Source organism: Mesorhizobium sp. EU05-FHT14A09 (assembly GCF_058790995.1).
This window is the reverse complement of the sequence record NZ_JBYTDF010000014.1, coordinates 48067-66878: the sequence shown is the minus strand read 5'-3', so window position 1 is coordinate 66878 and position 18812 is coordinate 48067. Positions and strand designations below refer to the sequence as shown.

General features: G+C 63.8%; 16 protein-coding genes. 7 read left to right on the top strand and 9 right to left on the bottom strand.

The genetic code is table 11. From position 1 onward, the window contains the following. Positions 1-2 precede the first annotated feature (2 nt). Both AC3WTO_RS29405 and AC3WTO_RS29400 read right to left on the bottom strand, forming a co-directional pair. The gene (locus AC3WTO_RS29405; RefSeq protein WP_492464495.1) at positions 3-1067 is read right to left on the bottom strand and encodes an efflux RND transporter periplasmic adaptor subunit; all 1065 of its coding nucleotides are present in this window, start codon (positions 1065-1067) and stop codon (positions 3-5) included. Further along, on the bottom strand, positions 1064-2206 hold the full coding sequence (locus AC3WTO_RS29400; protein WP_492464496.1) for an efflux RND transporter periplasmic adaptor subunit: 1143 nt from the start codon (positions 2204-2206) through the stop codon (positions 1064-1066). The genes AC3WTO_RS29405 and AC3WTO_RS29400 overlap by 4 nt, the downstream gene beginning before the upstream one ends. 354 nt (positions 2207-2560) lie before the next feature. Here AC3WTO_RS29400 and AC3WTO_RS29395 point away from each other — a divergent pair, with 354 nt between their 5' ends. Continuing rightward, positions 2561-3835 (top strand): 4-aminobutyrate--2-oxoglutarate transaminase, encoded by a 1275-nt coding sequence (locus tag AC3WTO_RS29395; protein ID WP_492464497.1) that lies wholly within the window; start codon positions 2561-2563, stop codon positions 3833-3835. A 54-nt stretch (positions 3836-3889) separates the two neighbouring features. Here AC3WTO_RS29395 and AC3WTO_RS29390 read toward each other — a convergent pair whose 3' ends face one another. Beyond that, positions 3890-4765, bottom strand: a complete 876-nt coding sequence (locus tag AC3WTO_RS29390) for an EamA family transporter (protein ID WP_492464498.1) — start codon at positions 4763-4765, stop codon at positions 3890-3892. A gap of 131 nt (positions 4766-4896) precedes the next feature. After that, positions 4897-6138, bottom strand: coding sequence for an NAD(P)/FAD-dependent oxidoreductase (locus AC3WTO_RS29385; RefSeq protein ID WP_492464499.1), 1242 nt, complete (start codon positions 6136-6138; stop codon positions 4897-4899). Between the two features lie 581 nt (positions 6139-6719). Between AC3WTO_RS29385 and AC3WTO_RS29380 the strand changes: the two genes are divergently transcribed. From AC3WTO_RS29380 to AC3WTO_RS29355, 6 genes are all read left to right on the top strand, one after another. Continuing rightward, on the top strand, positions 6720-8024 hold the full coding sequence (locus tag AC3WTO_RS29380) for an imelysin family protein (RefSeq protein WP_492464500.1): 1305 nt from the start codon (positions 6720-6722) through the stop codon (positions 8022-8024). Between the two features lie 91 nt (positions 8025-8115). Then, positions 8116-8427, top strand: coding sequence for a (2Fe-2S)-binding protein (locus AC3WTO_RS29375; protein ID WP_448116051.1), 312 nt, complete (start codon positions 8116-8118; stop codon positions 8425-8427). After that, positions 8393-8878 (top strand): bacterioferritin, encoded by a 486-nt coding sequence (gene bfr, locus AC3WTO_RS29370; protein ID WP_492464501.1) that lies wholly within the window; start codon positions 8393-8395, stop codon positions 8876-8878. Before AC3WTO_RS29375 ends, bfr begins: the two co-directional genes overlap by 35 nt. A gap of 11 nt (positions 8879-8889) precedes the next feature. Next, positions 8890-10512 (top strand): di-heme oxidoreductase family protein, encoded by a 1623-nt coding sequence (locus tag AC3WTO_RS29365; protein WP_492464502.1) that lies wholly within the window; start codon positions 8890-8892, stop codon positions 10510-10512. Then, the gene (locus AC3WTO_RS29360) at positions 10509-11597 is read left to right on the top strand and encodes an imelysin family protein (protein WP_492464503.1); all 1089 of its coding nucleotides are present in this window, start codon (positions 10509-10511) and stop codon (positions 11595-11597) included. The genes AC3WTO_RS29365 and AC3WTO_RS29360 overlap by 4 nt, the downstream gene beginning before the upstream one ends. A 50-nt stretch (positions 11598-11647) precedes the next feature. Then, complete coding sequence (locus AC3WTO_RS29355) at positions 11648-12748, top strand: DUF1513 domain-containing protein (RefSeq protein ID WP_492464504.1); 1101 nt, start codon at positions 11648-11650, stop codon at positions 12746-12748. A gap of 82 nt (positions 12749-12830) precedes the next feature. Here AC3WTO_RS29355 and iolB read toward each other — a convergent pair whose 3' ends face one another. From iolB to AC3WTO_RS29330, 5 genes are all read right to left on the bottom strand, one after another. Then, positions 12831-13625: a 5-deoxy-glucuronate isomerase gene (gene iolB / locus AC3WTO_RS29350; RefSeq protein ID WP_492464505.1), complete on the bottom strand. Its 795-nt coding sequence runs from the start codon at positions 13623-13625 to the stop codon at positions 12831-12833. A gap of 16 nt (positions 13626-13641) precedes the next feature. Then, positions 13642-13860, bottom strand: coding sequence for a DUF3329 domain-containing protein (locus AC3WTO_RS29345; RefSeq protein ID WP_492464559.1), 219 nt, complete (start codon positions 13858-13860; stop codon positions 13642-13644). An 80-nt stretch (positions 13861-13940) separates the two neighbouring features. Beyond that, on the bottom strand, positions 13941-14858 hold the full coding sequence (gene iolE, locus AC3WTO_RS29340) for a myo-inosose-2 dehydratase (protein WP_492464506.1): 918 nt from the start codon (positions 14856-14858) through the stop codon (positions 13941-13943). Positions 14859-14894: 36 nt separating this feature from the next. Next, positions 14895-16745, bottom strand: coding sequence for a 3D-(3,5/4)-trihydroxycyclohexane-1,2-dione acylhydrolase (decyclizing) (iolD, locus tag AC3WTO_RS29335; protein WP_492464507.1), 1851 nt, complete (start codon positions 16743-16745; stop codon positions 14895-14897). Positions 16746-16766: 21 nt separating this feature from the next. Continuing rightward, complete coding sequence (locus tag AC3WTO_RS29330; RefSeq protein ID WP_492464508.1) at positions 16767-18698, bottom strand: bifunctional 5-dehydro-2-deoxygluconokinase/5-dehydro-2-deoxyphosphogluconate aldolase; 1932 nt, start codon at positions 18696-18698, stop codon at positions 16767-16769. Positions 18699-18812: the final 114 nt, after the last annotated feature.

The window sequence follows — 18812 nt, the reverse complement described above, 5'->3', positions numbered from 1 at the left end:
TCCTACTGCAGCTTGATCTTCTGGCCGGGCGTCAGGCTGTGCACGCCGGCGGTAACCACGCGCGTGCCTGCCGACAGGCCTTGCGCCACTGTGAAAGTCGCACCGGTACGGGCGGTCACCTGGATATCCTGTGGTGCCACGCTCGCCGTTTTCTCGTCGACGATCCAGACCTGCGTCTTGCCGTCCTTTTCCAGCAGTGCGGACAAGGGCAGCTCGATCGCCGGCTTGATGGCGGATGCGCGCGTCACCGTGACGGTCGACCCCAGCCGGAACGCATCCGGCGGATCGACAAGCGAAAGCCTGACGCGGCGGCTGCGCGTGGAATCGTCGGACTGCGGCGCCAGTTCGCGCAACTTGCCTTGCGTTTTGATCGACGGCAGCGATTGCAGCGCAACCTCGAACGGCGCGTCGGCTGCCAGGTCGCCGGTCAGCCAGTCGGGAATGTCGACGACCGCTTCGCGCGTGTCAGCGCGCGCAACGGTGACAACCATTTGTCCCGGCGGCACAGTCTGGCCAACCTCGGCGCCGACCGCCGTGACGACGCCGTCGAAATCCGAGAACAGGCGGGCATAACCAAGCTGTTCCTCCGATTTGGCAAGCGAAGCGCGGGCGCGTTCGACATTGGCGTTCGCGGCCTGCTGCGCCTGTTTGGCTGCATCATAGACCGCCTGCGAGGCGTTTTTGGAGGCGAGCAGCTGGCGCATGCGCTCTTCACTGGCATTGGCGTTGGCGGCCTGCGCCTCCGCGTTGGACAGTTCCGCCTTGGCGGCTTGCACGGCGAGATCGAGCGCGGTCGGATCGAGCGCCGCCAAAGTCGCGCCCTTGGCCACCGTATCGCCGACATTGACGTCGCGGGCGACGACGCGGCCAAGCAGCCGGAACGAAAGCCCGGCGCTGTAGCGGGGTTCGATGGTTCCGGCGAAACCGAAGCTCTCGGCGGCGCGCGGCTCAACGACAACCGACAGCACCGGTCGCGGCGCCTCCGCTGCCTTGTCGCCGGATTCTTGCGAGCAGGCTGAGAGAACTGCCGCGGCTGGTAAAGTCGCGAGGAAGAGAAAACGTCTCATTGCGCCGCCTCCGTGGTCTCGACAACCAGACCCGGGCTGAGCAGCTGGCCGCCTGCGGTCACCACCGTCTGCCCTGCTTTCAAGCCGTCGCCGATGGCAATGGTGGCAGTGCCATAGGCAAGCACGGTGACTGGCGCCACGGTGACGGCCTTGCTGGCCGGGTCGACCACCCAGACCGCCGGCTTGCCATCGCTGGAGGTCAGCGCCTGCCAGGGCAGAACGACGGCCTGGCCATGCATGCCGCTGACGGTACCGACGACAGCCGCGCCAAGCGGCATCGTCGCAGGTGTCTCAGGGATCGCGACCTTGACCCGCACCGAGCTGGACGCCGGATCGACCACCGGCGAAATCTCGCGCACCGCGCCCTGCGCGATGATCTTGGGATTGGCCACGAGCACGACGGTGACCGGCGGCGGCCCGCTGCCATGCACGCCGGCCACCAGCGTTTCCTGCACGTTGAAGACAGCATCGCGGTCACCGTCCTCGGCGACGACGAACACCGTCTGTGCTGCCTGCACCACCTGTCCGGCTTCGACGGTGCGGGCGGTGACGATGCCCGGCGCGCCGGCCCGCAGTTCGGTGAAGGAGAGGTTTTCCTTGGCGTTGGCAAGCGCGCTTCTCGCCGCCTCGACGCTGCCTTGCGCCACTTTCAGCGCCTGGTCGGCCTGATCGTAGTCACGCCGCGTCGTATAGCCTTGCGCAAGCAGCGTCTTCTGGCGGTCGAAGGTGGCGGATGCCTGCGTCAGCTGGGCCTGGGCGGCATCGAGGTTGGCCTGTGCCGTCCTCAGGTCGGATTCCTGCTCCTGCGGGTCGATGCGGGCAATCACCTGGCCCTTGTCGACATGGTCGCCGACCTCGACCAGTCGCTCGGCCACCCGGCCGCCGACGCGGAAGGACAGGTTGTTCACCGTGCGTGCGGCAATCACCCCGGTCAGCGACACGGTGTCGGCATAGTCCGTGACCTCGGCTTTCTGCGTGGCGACCAGCACGGGCAGCTTTTCCGCCTTCTTGGCCTCCTGCCGCTGGCAGCCAGACAGCGCGGCGGTCGCAGCGACAGCGAGCAGCAGGCAGGCCATACGTGGCACTGATGGCCGCAACCGCGCTGCCGTTCTCAACGGGACCGGTCGTCGTCTCGCCATGGGACACCCCTGCACCGGCGCGCCTCAACGGCGAGGAGCGCTACTCACAAGGCAGGATACCTTGCGGTCCAGAATTTGAAATAGGTCATCGAAAGCGTACCGCTGACGCGGCGGAACCAGGAAAAACAGCGGCTTGCGCAGGCACAACGGCTTGATCCAGGCTGCCGGCTTGAGTTGGGCCGAAAATAAAGCCAGAAGGCTAGCGCATGACCCGAAAATCGGGATCGATTTTCGGAAAGGCCCATGCGCAAATTCAAAGTGCTAGAGCGACCTTTGCGCGTCCAGAGGACGCGCGGCGCTCTAGGCGAAGGCTGAAAAGATACAGGGCAACGAAGCCCCGAGGAGAGAAGCACGATGAGCAACGCGACCATTTCCGCCCGCAAGAATGCCGCCATCTCGCGCGGCGTGGGCATGACCACGCAAATCTATGCCGAACGCGCTGAAAATTCCGAAATCTGGGACGTCGAAGGCCGCCGCTACATCGACTTCGCCGCTGGCATCGCCGTGGTCAACACCGGCCATCGTCATCCCAAGGTGATCGAGGCGGTCAAGGCGCAGCTCGACCGTTTTACCCACACCTGCCACCAGGTCGTACCATACGAGAATTATGTGCGTCTGGCAGAGCGCCTGAATGGGTTGCTGCCGGGCAAGTTCGACAAGAAGACCATCTTCGCCACCACGGGTGCCGAGGCGGTCGAGAACGCCGTCAAGATCGCACGCCATGCCACCGGCCGCCAGGCGGTCGTTGCCTTCACCGGCGCCTTCCACGGCCGTACCTTCATGGGCATGGCGTTGACCGGCAAGGTCCAGCCCTATAAAGCCGGCTTCGGTGCGATGCCGGGTGATGTCTTCCACGTGCCGTTCCCGATTGCGCTGCACGGCGTGACCACGGCGGATTCGCTGGCAGCGCTCGACAAGCTGTTCAAGGCCGATGTCGATCCGGCCCGCGTCGCGGCCATCATCGTCGAACCCGTGCAGGGCGAGGGCGGCTTCTATGAAGCACCGCGTGATTTTGTCGCTGCGCTGCGCAAGATCTGCGACCAGCACGGCATCCTGCTGATTGCCGACGAAGTGCAGACCGGCTTTGCCCGCACTGGCAAGATGTTTGCCATGGAACATCACGATGTTGCGCCGGACCTCACCACGATGGCCAAGAGCCTCGCCGGCGGCTTCCCGCTTTCAGCCGTCACCGGCCGCGCCGAACTGATGGATTCGCCGAACCCCGGCGGCCTCGGCGGCACCTATGCCGGCAACCCGCTCGGCGTCGCCGCCGCCAATGCGGTGCTCGACGTGATCGAGGAAGAGAAGCTCAACGACCGCGCCAACGCGCTCGGCTCGCGCCTCAAGCAGCGGCTGGAAGCCCTGCGCGACGACGTGCCCGAGATCGTCGACATCCGTGGCCCCGGCTTCATGAACGCGGTCGAATTCAACGATGCCAAGACCAGGCTGCCGTCGGCGGAAATCGCCAACAATGTGCGGCTGAAGGCGCTGGACAAGGGCCTGATCCTCCTCACCTGCGGCGTCTACGGCAACGTCATCCGCTTCCTGGCGCCGATCACCATCCAGGACGATGTCATGACCGAGGCGCTCGATATCCTCGAGGATTCGATCCGCGCGGCAAGGGCGTAAACTCTTTCCGCATCTGAATCTAAAGGCCGACGCCTTGGCGTCGGCCTTTTTGCGTCAGGCTCGCGCGCTGAGCGTTGCCCCGACGCTTGCGCAGATGACGCAGGCGATGCCGACGATCTGTTGCGGGCTCAGCGGTTCGTGGAGGATGAGATAGCCGGCAAGCGCGCCGATGCCGGGCTCGGCGCTCATCAAGATGCCGAATGTGGCTGAAGGCAGCCTGCGCAGGGCCTGCATTTCCAGCACATACGGCAAAAGCGGGGTCAGCACCGCAAGGCCCACCGTTTGCACGATGAGACCGGTGGGGAGGCCGAGACCTGTTTCATAAAGGCCAAACGGCGTGGCGATGACCGCCGCCGCGACGAAGGATATTGCCAGGCCATCAAGGCCCTTGAAGGCACTGCCGACGCGCTTGTTCAGCACGATGTAGGTACCCCAGCCGAGGCCTGCCGCCAGGGCGAAGGCGAGGCCAATCAGATCGATCGTCCATCGTTCGAGGTTGCGTACCAGCAGCAGCACGCCGACGAAAGCCAGGGCGAGCCAGATCAGGCGCCAGCTGCGGGCAAAGCCGAATGCTGCCACGCCAAGCGGACCGAGGAACTCGATGGCAACGACAAGACCAAGCGGCACGCGCATGATCGCCAGGTAGAACGTCAGGGTCATGACCGCGATCGTGGCGCCCAAAGCGAGGGCGGCAGCCAGATCTCGTGACCGGTGGCTGCGGATATCCGGCCGCACGACGAGCCAGAGAAGGATCGCGGCCCAGGTGAGGCGCCCCCAGGTCACCGCGAACGGCCCGAAGCTGTCCATGGCCGGTCGCGCCAGCGCCGCTCCCAGTTGCACCGAGATCATCGCCGTGACGGCCATCAGCACGGCCAGCCCCAGTCGCGAGGATGACTGATCCGCTGCCGCCTTGTCGGGTGCGTTTTGCAAATTCGTCCCTCGTGGAGGCTTCAGATCGTAGCCGCATGGCGCAATCAGAAAACTCCATAACGTGCTGTCTGGCATTCGCGCAGCTCCACGCTGCACAACAACCCGATCCAGACGGCTCTCGTGAGGGGCTGCTAAGAGGCAGGCTCGGTCTGGTGCGCTGCCAGGGCTGCCTTGAGCGCATCGGTGCCGGCCTCGACCTGGGATGGTGTCGGCGAGAAGCCGGCGCCCAGCATCTTGCGACCCAGCATGTGATCGGCCGGCCGGTTGATGGATTCGATGGCAATCAGCCGGTCACCGCAGAAATGATAGACGGAAAGCTTGTTCTCGGCTGCGTCGCCGGAGACGATGTGGCGGTCGCCCGCGGTCGTCAGGCCGACCATCTGCAGCTTCATGTCGCCGATGTCGGACCAGAACCATGGCACCGCCGCATAGCTTTCCTCGCGGCCAATAATCGTGCGAGCGGCAAGCTTGGCCTGGTCGGTGGCGTTCTGCACGGATTCCAGCCGCACGTCGGTGTCCGTCGCCCAATGCCGGTAGTTGGCAACGTCGCCCACCGCCAGCACCTCGGGTAGCGATGTGCGCATGCTTGTATCGATGCGGATGCCGTTGCCGGTGGCGATGCCCGCCGTTTCGGCCAGTTCGACATTCGGCACCACGCCGATGCCGACGATGACCAGTTGCGCCGGCAGCCGTTCTCCGGTCGAAGTGACGGCCGCCGCGACATGGCCGTTCTCACCCTCGAGCCTGGCCACCGTGGTGCCGGTCAGGATGCGCACGCCGCCGGCAAGCAGCCGCTCATGGACATGGCTCGCGATCACCGGCGCCACGGCGCGGCCGAGCACCCGGTCGGCCGCCTCGATCACCGTCACTTTGCGTCCGCCGGCACTCAGCGTCGCCGCGATCTCCAGTCCGATGAAGCCACCGCCGAGGATGACGGCATCCGACGCGGCCGCGCTGAGCTCGCGGATGATGCGGGCATCGTCCAATGAACGCAGCGAAATGACGCCTGCCAGATCGCTGCCCGGCAAGGGCAGCGTCCTTGGCCGCGACCCGGTGGCCAGGATCAGCCGATCGAACGGGATCGTGCCGCCACCGGCAATGTCGAGCGCTCGCCCGCCAGCGTCGATGCGCTCGATGCGCACGCCCGGGCGCAGCTCGATATTGTGGCCGGAATAGAAGGTTTCGCCGCGCAGTGGCTGCGGCTTTGCCTCGCTGTCCTTGATGAAGGTCTTGGACAGCGGTGGCTTGTGATAGGGCAGGTCCTTCTCGTCGCCGAGCAGCACGACCGGGCCGTCATAGCCCTCTTCGCGCAGGCTGGCAGCGGCCTGAACCCCCGCATGCCCGGTCCCGACAATGACGACACCATTCTTCATCTCAACCCGCCTCAGGATGGAATTTAGGTCGAAGCCGCAAGTGGCGATTGTCCGCCGCCGTCACAAGAGGCCACATCCGGGTCGCACCCTGGACAGCTGGCTGTCAATGCCATTGCCGACCCATCGATTGGTGCGAGCCAAGTCGTCTTGTCAAAACGGGACGCGGTTTTGCGGCGAGAATCCCTGACAAAACAAAAAGCTAAGCTGGCGAAGAATGGCCGAAGCCACGCACCCATGCCTGGTTTAAACTTGATCCTTCTAGTTTAGAATAATTCTAAACTATTGTTTTGAAAGGCTTTCTTGCCGATTTGCGTTGACTTTCGCCGTTCTCGCCGCTTTATGGAAAGTCGCGCAACCCCGCGCATTCCTTTGATGTCTGGGCCTTGAACCCTTTCGATTGGAGGCAGTCTTTGCTTTTTCCGCGTGCGCCGCGCCTTTCGGCGGTTATCCGCTCGGCCCCTGGCGACAGCCGTCGCTGCATCCGCACGCCCTTTTCTCACCATTTGCGCCATCTGCCGGTCGGGCTCTGCTTCCCGGTTCAGGTGGCTGGTCTTTAGCTTGTCCCGAGGGAGACGTTTGAAATGCAGAACAACAAGGTGACGGCACGCTTCGGCGGCAAGATTGCCGCGATCGCCGCCACGCTGGCGCTGACCACGGCCATCTTCGCGCTGCCGGCCAGGGCCGACACCGACCCGAAGGCAGTGATCAAGACGTACTCCGATATCGCGCTGGCCAAATATGAGGACTCGCTGACCACCGCCAAGGCGCTGGATGCCGCGGTCGACGCGCTGATCGCCAAGCCGTCGCAGGAGACGCTGGACGCCGCCCGCACCGCCTGGAAGGCGGCGCGTGTGCCTTACCAGCAGTCCGAGGTGTACCGTTTCGGCAATCCGGTGGTCGACGCCTGGGAAGGCCGCGTCAACGCATGGCCCCTCGACGAGGGCCTTATCGACTATGTCGACAAGAGCTACGGCACGGAATCCGACCAGAACGCGCTTTATACGGCCAATGTCATCGCCAACAAGGAAATCGAGATCGACGGCAAGAAGGTCGATGCGTCGAAGCTGACCAAGGAATTCCTGTCAGGCTCGCTGCAGGAAGCCGGCGGCATCGAGGCCAACGTCGCCACCGGCTATCACGCCATCGAATTCCTGCTGTGGGGCCAGGATCTGAACGGCACCGGTCCCGGCGCCGGCAACCGTCCCTTCACCGACTACGACACCAAGAATTGCACCGGCGGCAATTGCGATCGCCGTGCCGATTATCTGAAGGCGGCCAGCGATCTTCTGGTTGACGATCTCCAGGAGATGGTCGGCAACTGGAAGGAAGGCGGCGCGGCGCGCAAGGCGCTGGAGGAAGGCGATCCGAAGGCCGGCATCGCCGTCATCCTCACCGGCATGGGCTCGCTCTCCTACGGCGAACTCGCCGGCGAGCGCATGAAACTCGGCCTGCTGCTGCATGATCCGGAAGAGGAGCACGACTGCTTCTCCGACAACACCTACAATTCGCACCTCTATGATGCCGTCGGCATCCGCGACGCTTATCTCGCCAGCTACAAGCGCGTGGACGGCAGCACCGTTTCGGGTCCGTCCGTGGCCGATCTCGTCAAGGCGACCGATCCGGCGCTCGACAAGGAACTCACCGGCAAGCTGGAGACCAGCGTCGCCAAGATGGAAGCGATCAAGGCGCGCGCCGAAAAAGGCGAGGCCTACGACCAGCAGATCGGCGAAGGCAACAAGGAAGGCAACGCCACCGTACAGGCTGCGGTCGACGCGCTGGTCGACCAGACCAAGTCGATCGAGCGTGTGGTTGCGGCGCTGAAGCTGGACGCCATCGCCTTCGAAGGTTCCAACAGCCTCGATGCACCCGATAAGGTGTTCAAGTAGCAGCACGGCACTCGCCGAAAGGCGGGTGCAAACAGAAACCCAGAAAGCCATGCGGCGCCGATGAAGCGCCGCCAGCCATCCAGAACCGCCAATGCTGATCTGTCATTGCAACATCATCACCGAAAAGGAGATCGAGCAGGCGATCATCGCCTTGCTGGATGAAGATCCCTGGCAACTCATCGTGCCGGCAAAGGTCTATCATTCGATGCGCAAGCGTGGTCGCTGTTGCGGCTGCTTCCCAAATGTGGTGGAAACGATCATTCGGGTCACCGAGAACTACCACGTCCGCTCGGAGGCGGGCGGCGTGGATATCGTTTCACATCTGGATCGCGTGAGAGAATTGCGCGTCCAATACGGGAGCAAAACCCATGAAGGGCGAAAAACAGGTCATCGAGCGGCTTAACGAAGCTCTGTTCCTAGAGCTCGGTGCCGTCAACCAGTACTGGCTTCACTATCGCCTGCTGGAGGACTGGGGTTACACCAAGCTCGCCAAGAAGGAGCGGGCGGAATCGATCGAAGAAATGCAGCACGCCGACAAGCTGGTGGCCCGCATCATCTTCCTCGAAGGCCACCCGAACCTGCAGTCGGTCGCGCCGCTGAGGATCGGCCAGAACGTCAAGGAAGTGCTGGAATCGGACCTTGCCGGCGAATATGACGCCCGTGCGTCCTACAAGCAGTCGCGTGATATCTGCTACCAGCACGGTGACTATGTGACCATGAAGCTCTTCGAAGAACTGCTGGCCGATGAGGAAGGCCATATCGACTTCCTCGAGACCCAGCTCGATCTGCTCGGTTCGCTCGGCGAAGAAAAATACGGCCTGCTCAACGCGGATGCGGCCAACGAAGCGGAATAGGACATGCGCGCATGCGGCGCATCGTAGACGTGTTGCGCCGCGCTCGCGGATGGAAAGCAGAACAAACCGACCAACCCTTCAATGGGATGGTCGGTTTTTATCGACCATCTGCTGTGCCTCTCGTCTTTGCGGCATCGCTGGCAATCTTGTCGCCATCGCCGCTTGCCTTTGCGGGCGACGCACCCGAGCTACCCGCCAGTCGAACCGACCTTTCCGAGCCGGATCGCGCGCGCGTCGAGGCCATCACCAGGCCGACGACCGACTTCTCCAGGCCGGAAGAGTATGAGTTGATGCAGGGAGGTGCCGGCACCTCCAGAAAGCGCGTCACAGCCGATGCATTTTCACAATCCTCGGCCAACATCACCTTCGAGGAAGAAGGCACCTTCAAGCTCGGCAACGCCCTTTTCCGCAAGAACTGGGTTTCCTCGCCTTCTTCGACGCAGGCATCGGACGGGCTCGGGCCGCTGTTCAATGCCCGTGCCTGCCAGACCTGTCATCTCAAGGACGGTCGCGGGCATCCGCCGGAAGGCAAAGCCGACGCCACCTCGATGTTCCTGAGGCTGGCGCGTGAGGCGTCGACCGAAGAGGAGAAAGCGCAGCGCGCCGAACGCAAGGTGCTGAATTTTCCCGATCCGGTCTACGGCACACAGCTGCAGGATCTCGCCGTGCCCGGCCTGGCGGGCGAAGGACGTATGCGCATCACTTATGTCGAGCAGTCGGTGACACTGGCCGACGGCACCAAAGTGTCGCTGCGCAAGCCAAGCTACGCGGTCGACGGTCTCGGCTATGGCCCGATGGATCCTAGCACGACGCTTTCGCCGCGCGTGACGCCTGCCATGATCGGGCTTGGGCTGATCGAGCAGATCCATCCCGCCGATATCCTGGCCAAGGCCGATCCGGATGATCGCGACGGCGACGGCATTTCCGGCCGCCCCAACATCGTGCGCGATGAACTCAGCGGTGAGCTCACCCTCGGCCGCTTCGGCTGGAAGGCGCAGACGCCATCGATCCGTCAGCAGTCGGCGGATGCCTTTGCCGGCGACATCGGTATTTCGACACCCGAAAAGCCTTTGCACTGGGGCGATTGCACCAAGGCGCAGAAGGCTTGCCTGGATATGCCGAACGGCGTGCAGGAACGACTCGGACCCGCAGAAGCGCCGTCGCCGGTGATGGATCTGGTCACGTTCTATTCGCAGAATCTCGCCGTGCCGGCACGGCGCGACGTCAACAAGCAGCAGGTGCTGGCAGGCAAGAAGGCCTTCTACGAGATGGGTTGCGCGTCCTGCCATACGCCGAAATTCGTCACCCGTCGCGACGCGCCGAACAAGGCGCAATCGTTCCAACTGATCTGGCCGTATTCCGACTTTCTGCTGCATGACATGGGTGAGGGGCTGGCCGACGGTCAGGCCGTGGGTGACGCCACCGGCAATGAATGGCGCACGCCGCCGCTGTGGGGCATCGGCCTGACCCAGCGTGTCAGCGGTCACACCTTCTTCCTGCATGATGGCCGCGCCCGCAATCTGACCGAAGCCATCCTGTGGCATGGTGGCGAGGGTCAGAAGGCCCGCGACCGTTTCGCTGCTGCAACTGCCGATGAGCGCGACGCGCTGATCAAGTTCCTGGAGTCGCTATGATGAAACGCCTAAGCAAATTTTCCGCCCTGCTTGTTTTCCCGATGGCCCTTGCCGCCGCTCAGCCGGCCGGTGCAGCCGCGCAGGCGTCGGATGTCGTCAAGGGTGCGATCGATGGCTTCATCCGCCCGGCCTACGCGTCGCTGCAGCAACACGCGGCTTCGGCAGCCCAGGCCGTGAAGGCCCTGTGCGCGGCGCCGTCGCAACAGGCTCTCGATGCCGCGCGGACCGAGTTCGGAGGCGTGGTGACCGCGTGGTCGTCAATCGAGATCGTTCGTTTCGGACCGATCACCGAGAACAACCGGTTGGAGCGCATGCTCTACTGGCCGGACCGCAAGGGTCTCGGCCTCAAGCAGGTACAAGCGGCGCTGACCGAAAAGGATGCTTCGATCACCGAAGCCAACGGCGTTGCCGGCAAGAGCATCGCCATGCAGGGGCTGGGCGCGCTGGAGTTCGTGCTCCATGGCGCCGACGCGGAGACGCTTGCCGGCAAGGATGGCACCTATCGTTGCGCTTATGGCCAGGCCATCGCCGGCAACATCGAGACGATCGCCACCGATGTGTCGGCCGCCTGGGCCAGGCCGGACGGCTTCGCTGCCCAATGGGCGAGCCCCGGTCCCGACAATGCGCTTTACCGTGACGGCAGCGAGGCGGTGACCGAATTGATGGGCGCATTCATCAATGGGCTCGAGCTGGTGCGCGACCAGCGCCTCAAGAGTTTCTTTGGGGGCGATCCGGGCGAGGACAAGCCGAAACAGGCGATCTATTGGCGCTCCGGCCTGACTGGTGCTGCGCTCGCCGCCAATCTCGATGGCATGAACCGCCTGTTCCAGGCCTCGAACCTTGGCGATGCCCTGCCCAAGGACGAGCGCTGGATCGCCGACTCGATCGAGATCCAGCTGGTCAATGGCGTTGCCGCGGCCAGGGAAGCATCCGGTCCTGCTGCCGAAGTGCTGGCCGACCCGAAGCGCCGCGCTGCCCTGGAGCACTTCCAGCTCATCACCAGCAGCCTCAGCAACCTGTTCGGCACCCGGCTGTCGGGTGCTTTCGGCCTGACCGCCGGCTTCTCTTCACTGGACGGCGACTAGAGCGTTTCCGTTTTTCACGGACACTTTCCTGGAATTGCTTTGAGGCCGACATGCGCACACCACTCATCGACCGCCGCGATTTCCTGAGGGCCGCAGGTGCAACTTTCCTGGCGACGCTGGCGCCGAATGCCTGGGCGGCCACACTGGAAGCCGATGCCGTCTTCGCCACGGCCTATATGAAACGCGACGGCAGCTATGGTGCCGCCGTGCTTTCCGAAGCCGGCAAGATGCTGCATGCCGTCGACCTGCCGGACCGCGGCCACGACGTCACCTTCGATCCGGTCTCGGGCCGCTCGGCGGTTTTCGCCCGCCAGCCCGGCACCTTCTTCGTCGTCTTCGACCACAAGGGCCTTAGCGAGCCGCTGACCATCGCCAGCCAGCCCGACCGGCACTTTTTCGGCCATGGCGCATTCTCGCCCGATGGAGCGCTGCTCTACGCCACCGAAAACGACTTCGACAACGCCGCCGGCATGGTAGGCATCTATGACGCCAAGGCCGGCTTCCGGCGCGTCGGCGAGTTTCCGACCTACGGCGTCGGTCCGCACGAACTGCTGTTGCTGGGCGATGGCCGCACCATCGCGGTCGCCAATGGCGGCATCGAGACCCATCCCGATTTCGGTCGCGCCGAACTCAACATCGCCACCATGAAGCCGTCCTATGTGCTGGTCGACCGCATCACCGGCGAGCTGATCGAAAAGCACGAGCTCCCGCCGGCGCTGCATCAGCTCTCCATTCGTCACATGGATCTCGATGCCAGAGGCACGGTGTGGTTCGGCTGCCAGCATCGTGGACCAGCGACGGAACAGCCGCTGCTGGTCGGGCGCGCCGAGCGTGGCAAGGACCTGGCATTGCTCGACATGCCGAAGGATGTGCTGACCGGCTTCCGCAACTATATCGGTTCGGTGGCGGTCAATCCCGATGCCGGTACGGTCGCGGTGTCGTCACCGCAGGGCAATGCCTTCGCGGTGATCGAGACGGCGAGCGGCAAGGTCCTCAGGACCAGCAGTCTGACCGAGGTCTGCGGCCTCGCGCCCGACCATTCCGGCTTCCTGGCCACCACCGGCGCCGGCACCATCCTGCAACCGGACGGCACCACGGTGAACGAGCCGGACTATGTGTGGGACAATCATATGCTGAGGATTGTTGGCTAGGCAGTAGGCAGTAGGCAGTAGGCAGTAGGCAGTAGTGGAAGAGGGCAGCTTCATATTCCCTATTTCCCTACTGCCCACTGCCTCACTTCATCAGCCACTCATGCTCCGTCGCATTGTGGAACTTCCAGGTCCGCTTCGGTCCGGCCATGACATTGAGATAGTAGAGATCATAGCCGTGGCAGGCGGCGCAGGGGTGATAGCCCTTGGGCACCAGCACCACGTCGCCGTCTTCAACCGCCATCGCCTCGTCAAGTGAACGGTCATCCGTATAGACGCGCTGGAAGGCGAAACCCTGTGGCGGGTTGAGCCGGTGGTAGTACGTCTCCTCGAGATAGGATTCGGCTGGCAGATTGTCCTGATCGTGCTTGTGCGGCGGGTAGCTGGATGTATGTCCGCCCGGCGTGATCACCTCGACCACCAGCAGCGAATCCGCCGGCTGGCCCTCTGGCAGGATGTTGGTGACATAGCGGGTGTTGGTGCCCTTGCCGCGTGTTTCCTGGCCGAGGTCGTTGGGACCGATCACCCGCACAGGCAGGCCGCCGTTCAGTCCCGGCGCCGTGCAGACGGCGAGTTCCAGCTCGGTCTCTGCGGTGACTGACCAGTCGGAACCTTGCGGCACATAGACGGACCACGGCTTGCCGTCGAAAGGCGACATGCGTTCGCCGAGCAGGCCGAGTTCCCGTCCGCCGGCTGCGGCCTTGCCCTTGCCCGTGACGAAGACCAGGCAGGCTTCGCGATCTTCCGTCTTGCCCGAAACACTTTGCCCCGGTGCCAGCCGATGCAGGTCGAAACCGACATAGGTCCAGCCGGCATTCTGTGGCGTGACATTGGCGACCTGGCCGTGGCCTTTCCTTGCCTTCACCTGCAATCTGGACATGCTCGGTTCCTCGTTTTCAGTCCTTCTCGCCACCGGTGGGTGGCTGCGCGGTTTCGTCGACCGGCTTGTAGTTGATCAGGAACACCCACACGCCATAGATGGCCATGCCGCCAGCCAGCGTGCCCCAGAACGGCGTGCCCATGGCGAACTCTATCGCCGACCAGGCCACGCATATCGCAACGACCACGAGACGACGCCACAACGGCCTGAAGAAGGGGTGCTGGTTGTCCTTGATCATTCTTATCCCTGCGGTTTTCAGATTTCAGGTCAGTCCTGTTGATGGAACATGATCTCGTCCGAAAGCCTTTTTCGGGATCATGTTCCAGGAAAGCCCTGCGTCTCCACAGTATAGCCTGCTGCCGTCATCACGCGCATCAGCTCCTTGTGTCCGACCTGCGCCATTTTCAGCGGTGAGTTCCTCTTCGGGTCTTGCTCCGCCTCGACCACGAACCAGCCCTCATATCCATAGCCGGCGAATTTCTGCACGATCGCGGCGAAATCGAGCGAGCCATCGCCAGGCACGGTGAAGGCGCCGAGCGCAACCGCATCGAGGAAGGATTGCTTCGACCAGTCCAGGCTTTTGATCACCTCCATGCGCACGTCCTTCACATGCACATGGTTGATACGCTTGTGGTGATTGTCGATGGCGCGCAGCACGTCGCCGCCGGCAAAGGCGAGATGACCGGCATCGAGCAGCAGCGGGATGCCTTCGCCCGAATGGCGCATGAAGGCGTCCAGCTCGTGCTCGAACTGCACCACGGCCGCCATATGATGATGGTAGGAGAGCGGCATGCCCTGTGCGGCGCACCACTCGCCGAATTCCGTCACCTTGCGGGCATAGGCTTTCATCTCGTCGTCGCTCAGCACGGTCTTGGTGGCCAGCGGCTTTGAACGGTCGCCCTGGATCGAACGGCCGACCTCACCATAGACGATGCAAGGCGCGTTGACCGCCTTGAACAACTCGATCATCGGCTGGATGCGGTCCTTGTTGGCAGCGAGTTCTTCGCTGACCAGCGTACCGGAGAACCAGCCGCCGCACAGCGTGACATCTGCCTGTTTGAGGATAGGCAGCATCTCTTCCGGCGTCGACGGAAAACGGCGGCCCTGCTCCATGCCGGTGAACCCGGCCGAGCGCGACTGCCTTAGGCATTCCTCGAGCGATACGTCGTCGCTCAGTTCCACGAGGTCGTCGTTCCACCACGCGATGGGGGACATGCCCAGTTTGGCTTTCAATTCGTAACTCCGGTCTCGATGGATTGGGTGGTAAACTCAGTCGCCGATGCGCTGCAGCTTGCGCTTCTGCTCATATCCTTCGCGCGCGGCGGTAACCTCCTTGCGGGCGCTGACTTCCGGCACCACCACATCCCACCAGTGGCCGCCAGCCTCGGTCGAGATCAGCGGATCGGTGTCGATGACGACGACTGTCGTGCGGGCGTTCGTCCTGGCTTTCGCCAGCGCGCCTTCCAGGTCGGCGATCGAGGAGACCTTCTGCGAGATAGCGCCGAGGCTCGCGGCATGGGCGGCGAAGTCGATATCGGGCAGCGTCTCGTGCCGCGCGTCCTTGAGCAGATTGTTGAAGTTGGCGCCACCGGTCGCCATCTGCAGCCGGTTGATGCAGCCATAGCCGCGATTGTCGAGCAGCACGATGGTGAGCTTCAGGCCGAGCATCACCGAGGTCGCGATCTCGGAATTGAGCATGAGGTAGGAGCCGTCGCCAAGCATGACCACAACCTCCTGCTCCGGCTTCGCCATCTTGGCGCCGAGGGCGCCGGCGATCTCGTAGCCCATGGTCGAGAAGCCGTATTCGGCGTGGTAGGAGCCCGGCGCGCCGGCCTGCCACAGCTTGTGCAATTCGCCGGGCAGTCCGCCGGCGGCATGCAGCACCGTGACGCCCGAACCCATGACGCGCTGCACCGCGCCGATCACCTGGGCATCGGAGGGATAGGCTGCGTTGGTGGCACTGGTGACCTTGGCGGCAGCGGCCTGCCACGCCTTCTTGCCGCTGGCGGCATTTTCCGTCCAGCTTGCTGGTGCTTTCCAGCCTCGCAGGCCGGCAGCTAGCTCCGCCAGCCCCTCGGCGGCGTCGGCAACCAATGGCAATGCACGATGTTTGCCGGCGTCGAAGGGCTGCACGTTGAGGCCGATGATGGTCTTGGCGGCATTCTGGAACAACGCCCAGGAACCGGTGGTGAAATCCTGCAACCGGGTGCCGACCGCCACGACGACGTCGGCCTCCTCGGCCAGCCGGTTGGCCGCCGTCGTGCCGGTAACGCCGACGGCCGCCATGTTGAGCGGGTGGTCGTCCGGCAAGGCGGATTTGCCGCCCTGTGTCTCGCAGACCGGAATGCCGGCCGCCTCGACAAAGCTGGCGAGCTCGGCGGATGCTCCGGAATAGAGCACGCCGCCGCCGGCGATCAGCAGCGGCTTCTTGGCGGCCTTCAACGCGGCGACCGCCGCATCGAGCTCGGCGCGGTCCGGTCGCGGCCGGCGCACCTGCCAGACGCGCTCCTCGAAGAAGCGCTCCGGATAGTCATAGGCTTCAGCCTGGACGTCCTGGCAGAGCGAAAGCGTCACCGGGCCGCATTCGGCCGGGTCGGTCAAGACCTGCATGGCGCGGCTCAGTGCGGGAATGATCTGTTCAGGCCGGGTGATACGATCGAAATAGCGCGAGACCGGCCGGAAACAGTCGTTGACCGAAACCGTGCCGTCCGAAAAGTCCTCTGCCTGCTGCAGGACCGGATCGGGCAGGCGATTGGCGAAGACATCGCCAGGCAGCAGCAGAACCGGCAGCCGGTTGACGTGGGCGAGCGCCGCAGCGGTGACCATGTTGACTGCGCCCGGGCCGATCGACGTGGTGGCGGCCATGAAGCGACGGCGGAAATGCGCCTTGGCATAGCCGATCGCCGCATGCGTCATCGCCTGCTCGTTGTGGGCGCGGAAGGTCGGCAGATCGTCGCGATGCTGATAGAGCGCCTCGCCGATGCCGGCGACATTGCCGTGGCCGAAGATCGCCCAGACGCCGCCGAAGATTGGCAGCTTCTCGCCGTCGATCACGGTCATCTGTGTGGCGAGGAAGCGGGTCAGCGCCTGCGCCATGGTCAGGCGAACGGTCTTGGTCATCGTCGTCTCCTCCGGCCGATCTTATGCCGCCTTACGGTCGCGTGCGGCAAGCCAGGCCCTGGTCAATTCTTCGAAGCGCTGCGCCATATCCTCGACGGCCTGCTCGTCGGTCATCTTCCCGGAGAGCCATTGCTCGGCGGCGTGGACAAAGATCGTGCGGCCAACCGCGAAGCCCTTGACGATCGGCGCGTTTGCGGTTGCGGCGAAGGCCGCCTCCAATTCGTTGAGCGGCGCCTCCAGGCCAAGCAGGACGACACCGCGACAGAAAGGATCGTTGCGGACGATGGTTTCTTCCACCTTTGCCCAGGCCGCTGGAGATGCCTGGGGTTCCAGCTTCCACCAGTCCGGCTTGATGCCGAGTGCGTAAAGCTCCTCCAGGGCGCGGGGGATGGTGTCGTCATCGACCTTGCCGTGCTTGCCGGCGATGATCTCGACCAGCAGTTCGCGACCGACCTTGCGTGCCGCCTCGAACAGCGTGCGCAGCTTCTCCTGCTGCTCCTTCTTCAGGGCTTCCGGATCGTCCGGGTGATAGAAGCACAGGCACTTGATGCAGTGGTCGACGGGCCAGTCGACCAGTTGTGAACCGATGTCCTGGCTGAATTCGAAGCGCAGCGGCCGCGACCCCGGCAGCTCGACCGGGCGGCCGAGCCAGGCGAACGGATGGCGGGCGAACTCGAACATCGCCTCGCGGCCATGTTTCTCGTCGATCAGCATGCCGTAGCCGTCGCGCCCGGCAGCCACCTTGGCCGCCGCCTGCACGGCCAGGACCTTGAAGGCGTTGATGCGTGAGGCATCCGCGCCGGCCTTGCTGGCGATGTCTTCCAGCTGGACGCGGTGGTCGCAGGCGAGCGCCATCAAAAGTGGGATGTCACGCCGGCGGGTGGTCGCCCAATGCACATGGTTGATCGCTTCATCCTTGCGCAGCGCCAGCTGCCTGGAGCCGTTCTTCAGGAAGAACTGCAGTTCCGTGAACGTCGGATATTCCGGCGCGCAGAGCAGGCGCGACACCGCGAACGCGCCGCAGGCATTGGCCCAGGTGGCGGAGACGGCAAAATCCTCGCCGCCCAACCAGCCGCGCAGGAAGCCGGACATGAAGGCGTCGCCGGCGCCCAGCACATTGTAGATTTCGATGGGGAAGCCGTCGCCGACGATACCGTCTTCGAGGTCATCGCTGATCGGCCCGTCATAAACGATGCAGCCCTTGGCGCCGCGCTTGAGCACGATGGTGGCGGCAGACAGCGAACGAATGGTCTTCAGCGCGGCCAGCAGCTCGCTCTCACCCGATGCGATCAGCACTTCCTCTTCCGTGCCAACGATCAGGTCGCAATCCGGCAGCACGGTTTTCAGCTGTGCCGAGACGCGGTCGGATTTGACGTAGCGTCCAAACCCTTCGGCGTGACCGGCAAGTCCCCACAGGTTCGGTCGATAGTCGATGTCGAACACCACCTTTGCGCCATTCGCCTTGGCGATGCGGATCGCCTTGCGTTGGGCGGCGTCGCTGTCGGGTCGCGAGAAATGCGTGCCGGTCACCACGATTGCCCTGGCCGATGCCACGAAAGCCTCATCGACATCGTCCTCCGACAACGCCATGTCGGCGCAGTCGGAACGATAGAAGATCATCGGCGAGACGCCCTCATCCTCCACCGAAAGCAGCACCAGGGCCGTCAAGCGTTCAGGGTCGGTGCGAAGACCGTCGACATTGACCTTTTCACGCACCAGCTGTTCGCGGATGAAGCGGCCCATCTGTTCGTCGCCGACGCGTGTCAGCAGCGCCGATTTCAAACCGAGCCGCGCGGTTCCGACAGCGATGTTGGCTGGGCAGCCGCCGACCGATTTGGCGAAGGAGCTTATGTCTTCCAGCCGCGAACCGATCTGCTGGCCGTAAAGGTCCACCGAGGCGCGGCCGATGGTGATGACGTCGAGCGCCTTGTCGGCGCTGCGAAGGCTCGCCATGCTTTCCTCCCTGAAACGAAAAGCTTCCGACGCCAACAGGCGCCGTCGTCACTTCAGGCTATGAAATGTTAATTCCATTACATAGTCAATATGGAATGATTGTTCCCGAGTTAT

Excerpts from the sequence above, each read along its gene's own strand:
- AC3WTO_RS29380 (WP_492464500.1), top strand. The coding sequence starts at position 6,720 with ATGCAGAACAACAAGGTGACGGCACGCTTCGGCGGCAAGATTGCCGCG.
- bfr (WP_492464501.1), top strand. The coding sequence starts at position 8,393 with ATGAAGGGCGAAAAACAGGTCATCGAGCGGCTTAACGAAGCTCTGTTC.
- iolB (WP_492464505.1), bottom strand. The coding sequence starts at position 13,625 with ATGTCCAGATTGCAGGTGAAGGCAAGGAAAGGCCACGGCCAGGTCGCC.
- AC3WTO_RS29375 (WP_448116051.1), top strand. The coding sequence starts at position 8,116 with ATGCTGATCTGTCATTGCAACATCATCACCGAAAAGGAGATCGAGCAG.
- iolD (WP_492464507.1), bottom strand. The coding sequence starts at position 16,745 with ATGACCAAGACCGTTCGCCTGACCATGGCGCAGGCGCTGACCCGCTTC.
- AC3WTO_RS29385 (WP_492464499.1), bottom strand. The coding sequence starts at position 6,138 with ATGAAGAATGGTGTCGTCATTGTCGGGACCGGGCATGCGGGGGTTCAG.
- AC3WTO_RS29405 (WP_492464495.1), bottom strand. The coding sequence starts at position 1,067 with ATGAGACGTTTTCTCTTCCTCGCGACTTTACCAGCCGCGGCAGTTCTC.
- AC3WTO_RS29330 (WP_492464508.1), bottom strand. The coding sequence starts at position 18,698 with ATGGCGAGCCTTCGCAGCGCCGACAAGGCGCTCGACGTCATCACCATC.
- AC3WTO_RS29360 (WP_492464503.1), top strand. The coding sequence starts at position 10,509 with ATGATGAAACGCCTAAGCAAATTTTCCGCCCTGCTTGTTTTCCCGATG.
- AC3WTO_RS29365 (WP_492464502.1), top strand. The coding sequence starts at position 8,890 with ATGCGGCGCATCGTAGACGTGTTGCGCCGCGCTCGCGGATGGAAAGCA.
- AC3WTO_RS29395 (WP_492464497.1), top strand. The coding sequence starts at position 2,561 with ATGAGCAACGCGACCATTTCCGCCCGCAAGAATGCCGCCATCTCGCGC.
- AC3WTO_RS29355 (WP_492464504.1), top strand. The coding sequence starts at position 11,648 with ATGCGCACACCACTCATCGACCGCCGCGATTTCCTGAGGGCCGCAGGT.
- AC3WTO_RS29400 (WP_492464496.1), bottom strand. The coding sequence starts at position 2,206 with ATGGCGAGACGACGACCGGTCCCGTTGAGAACGGCAGCGCGGTTGCGG.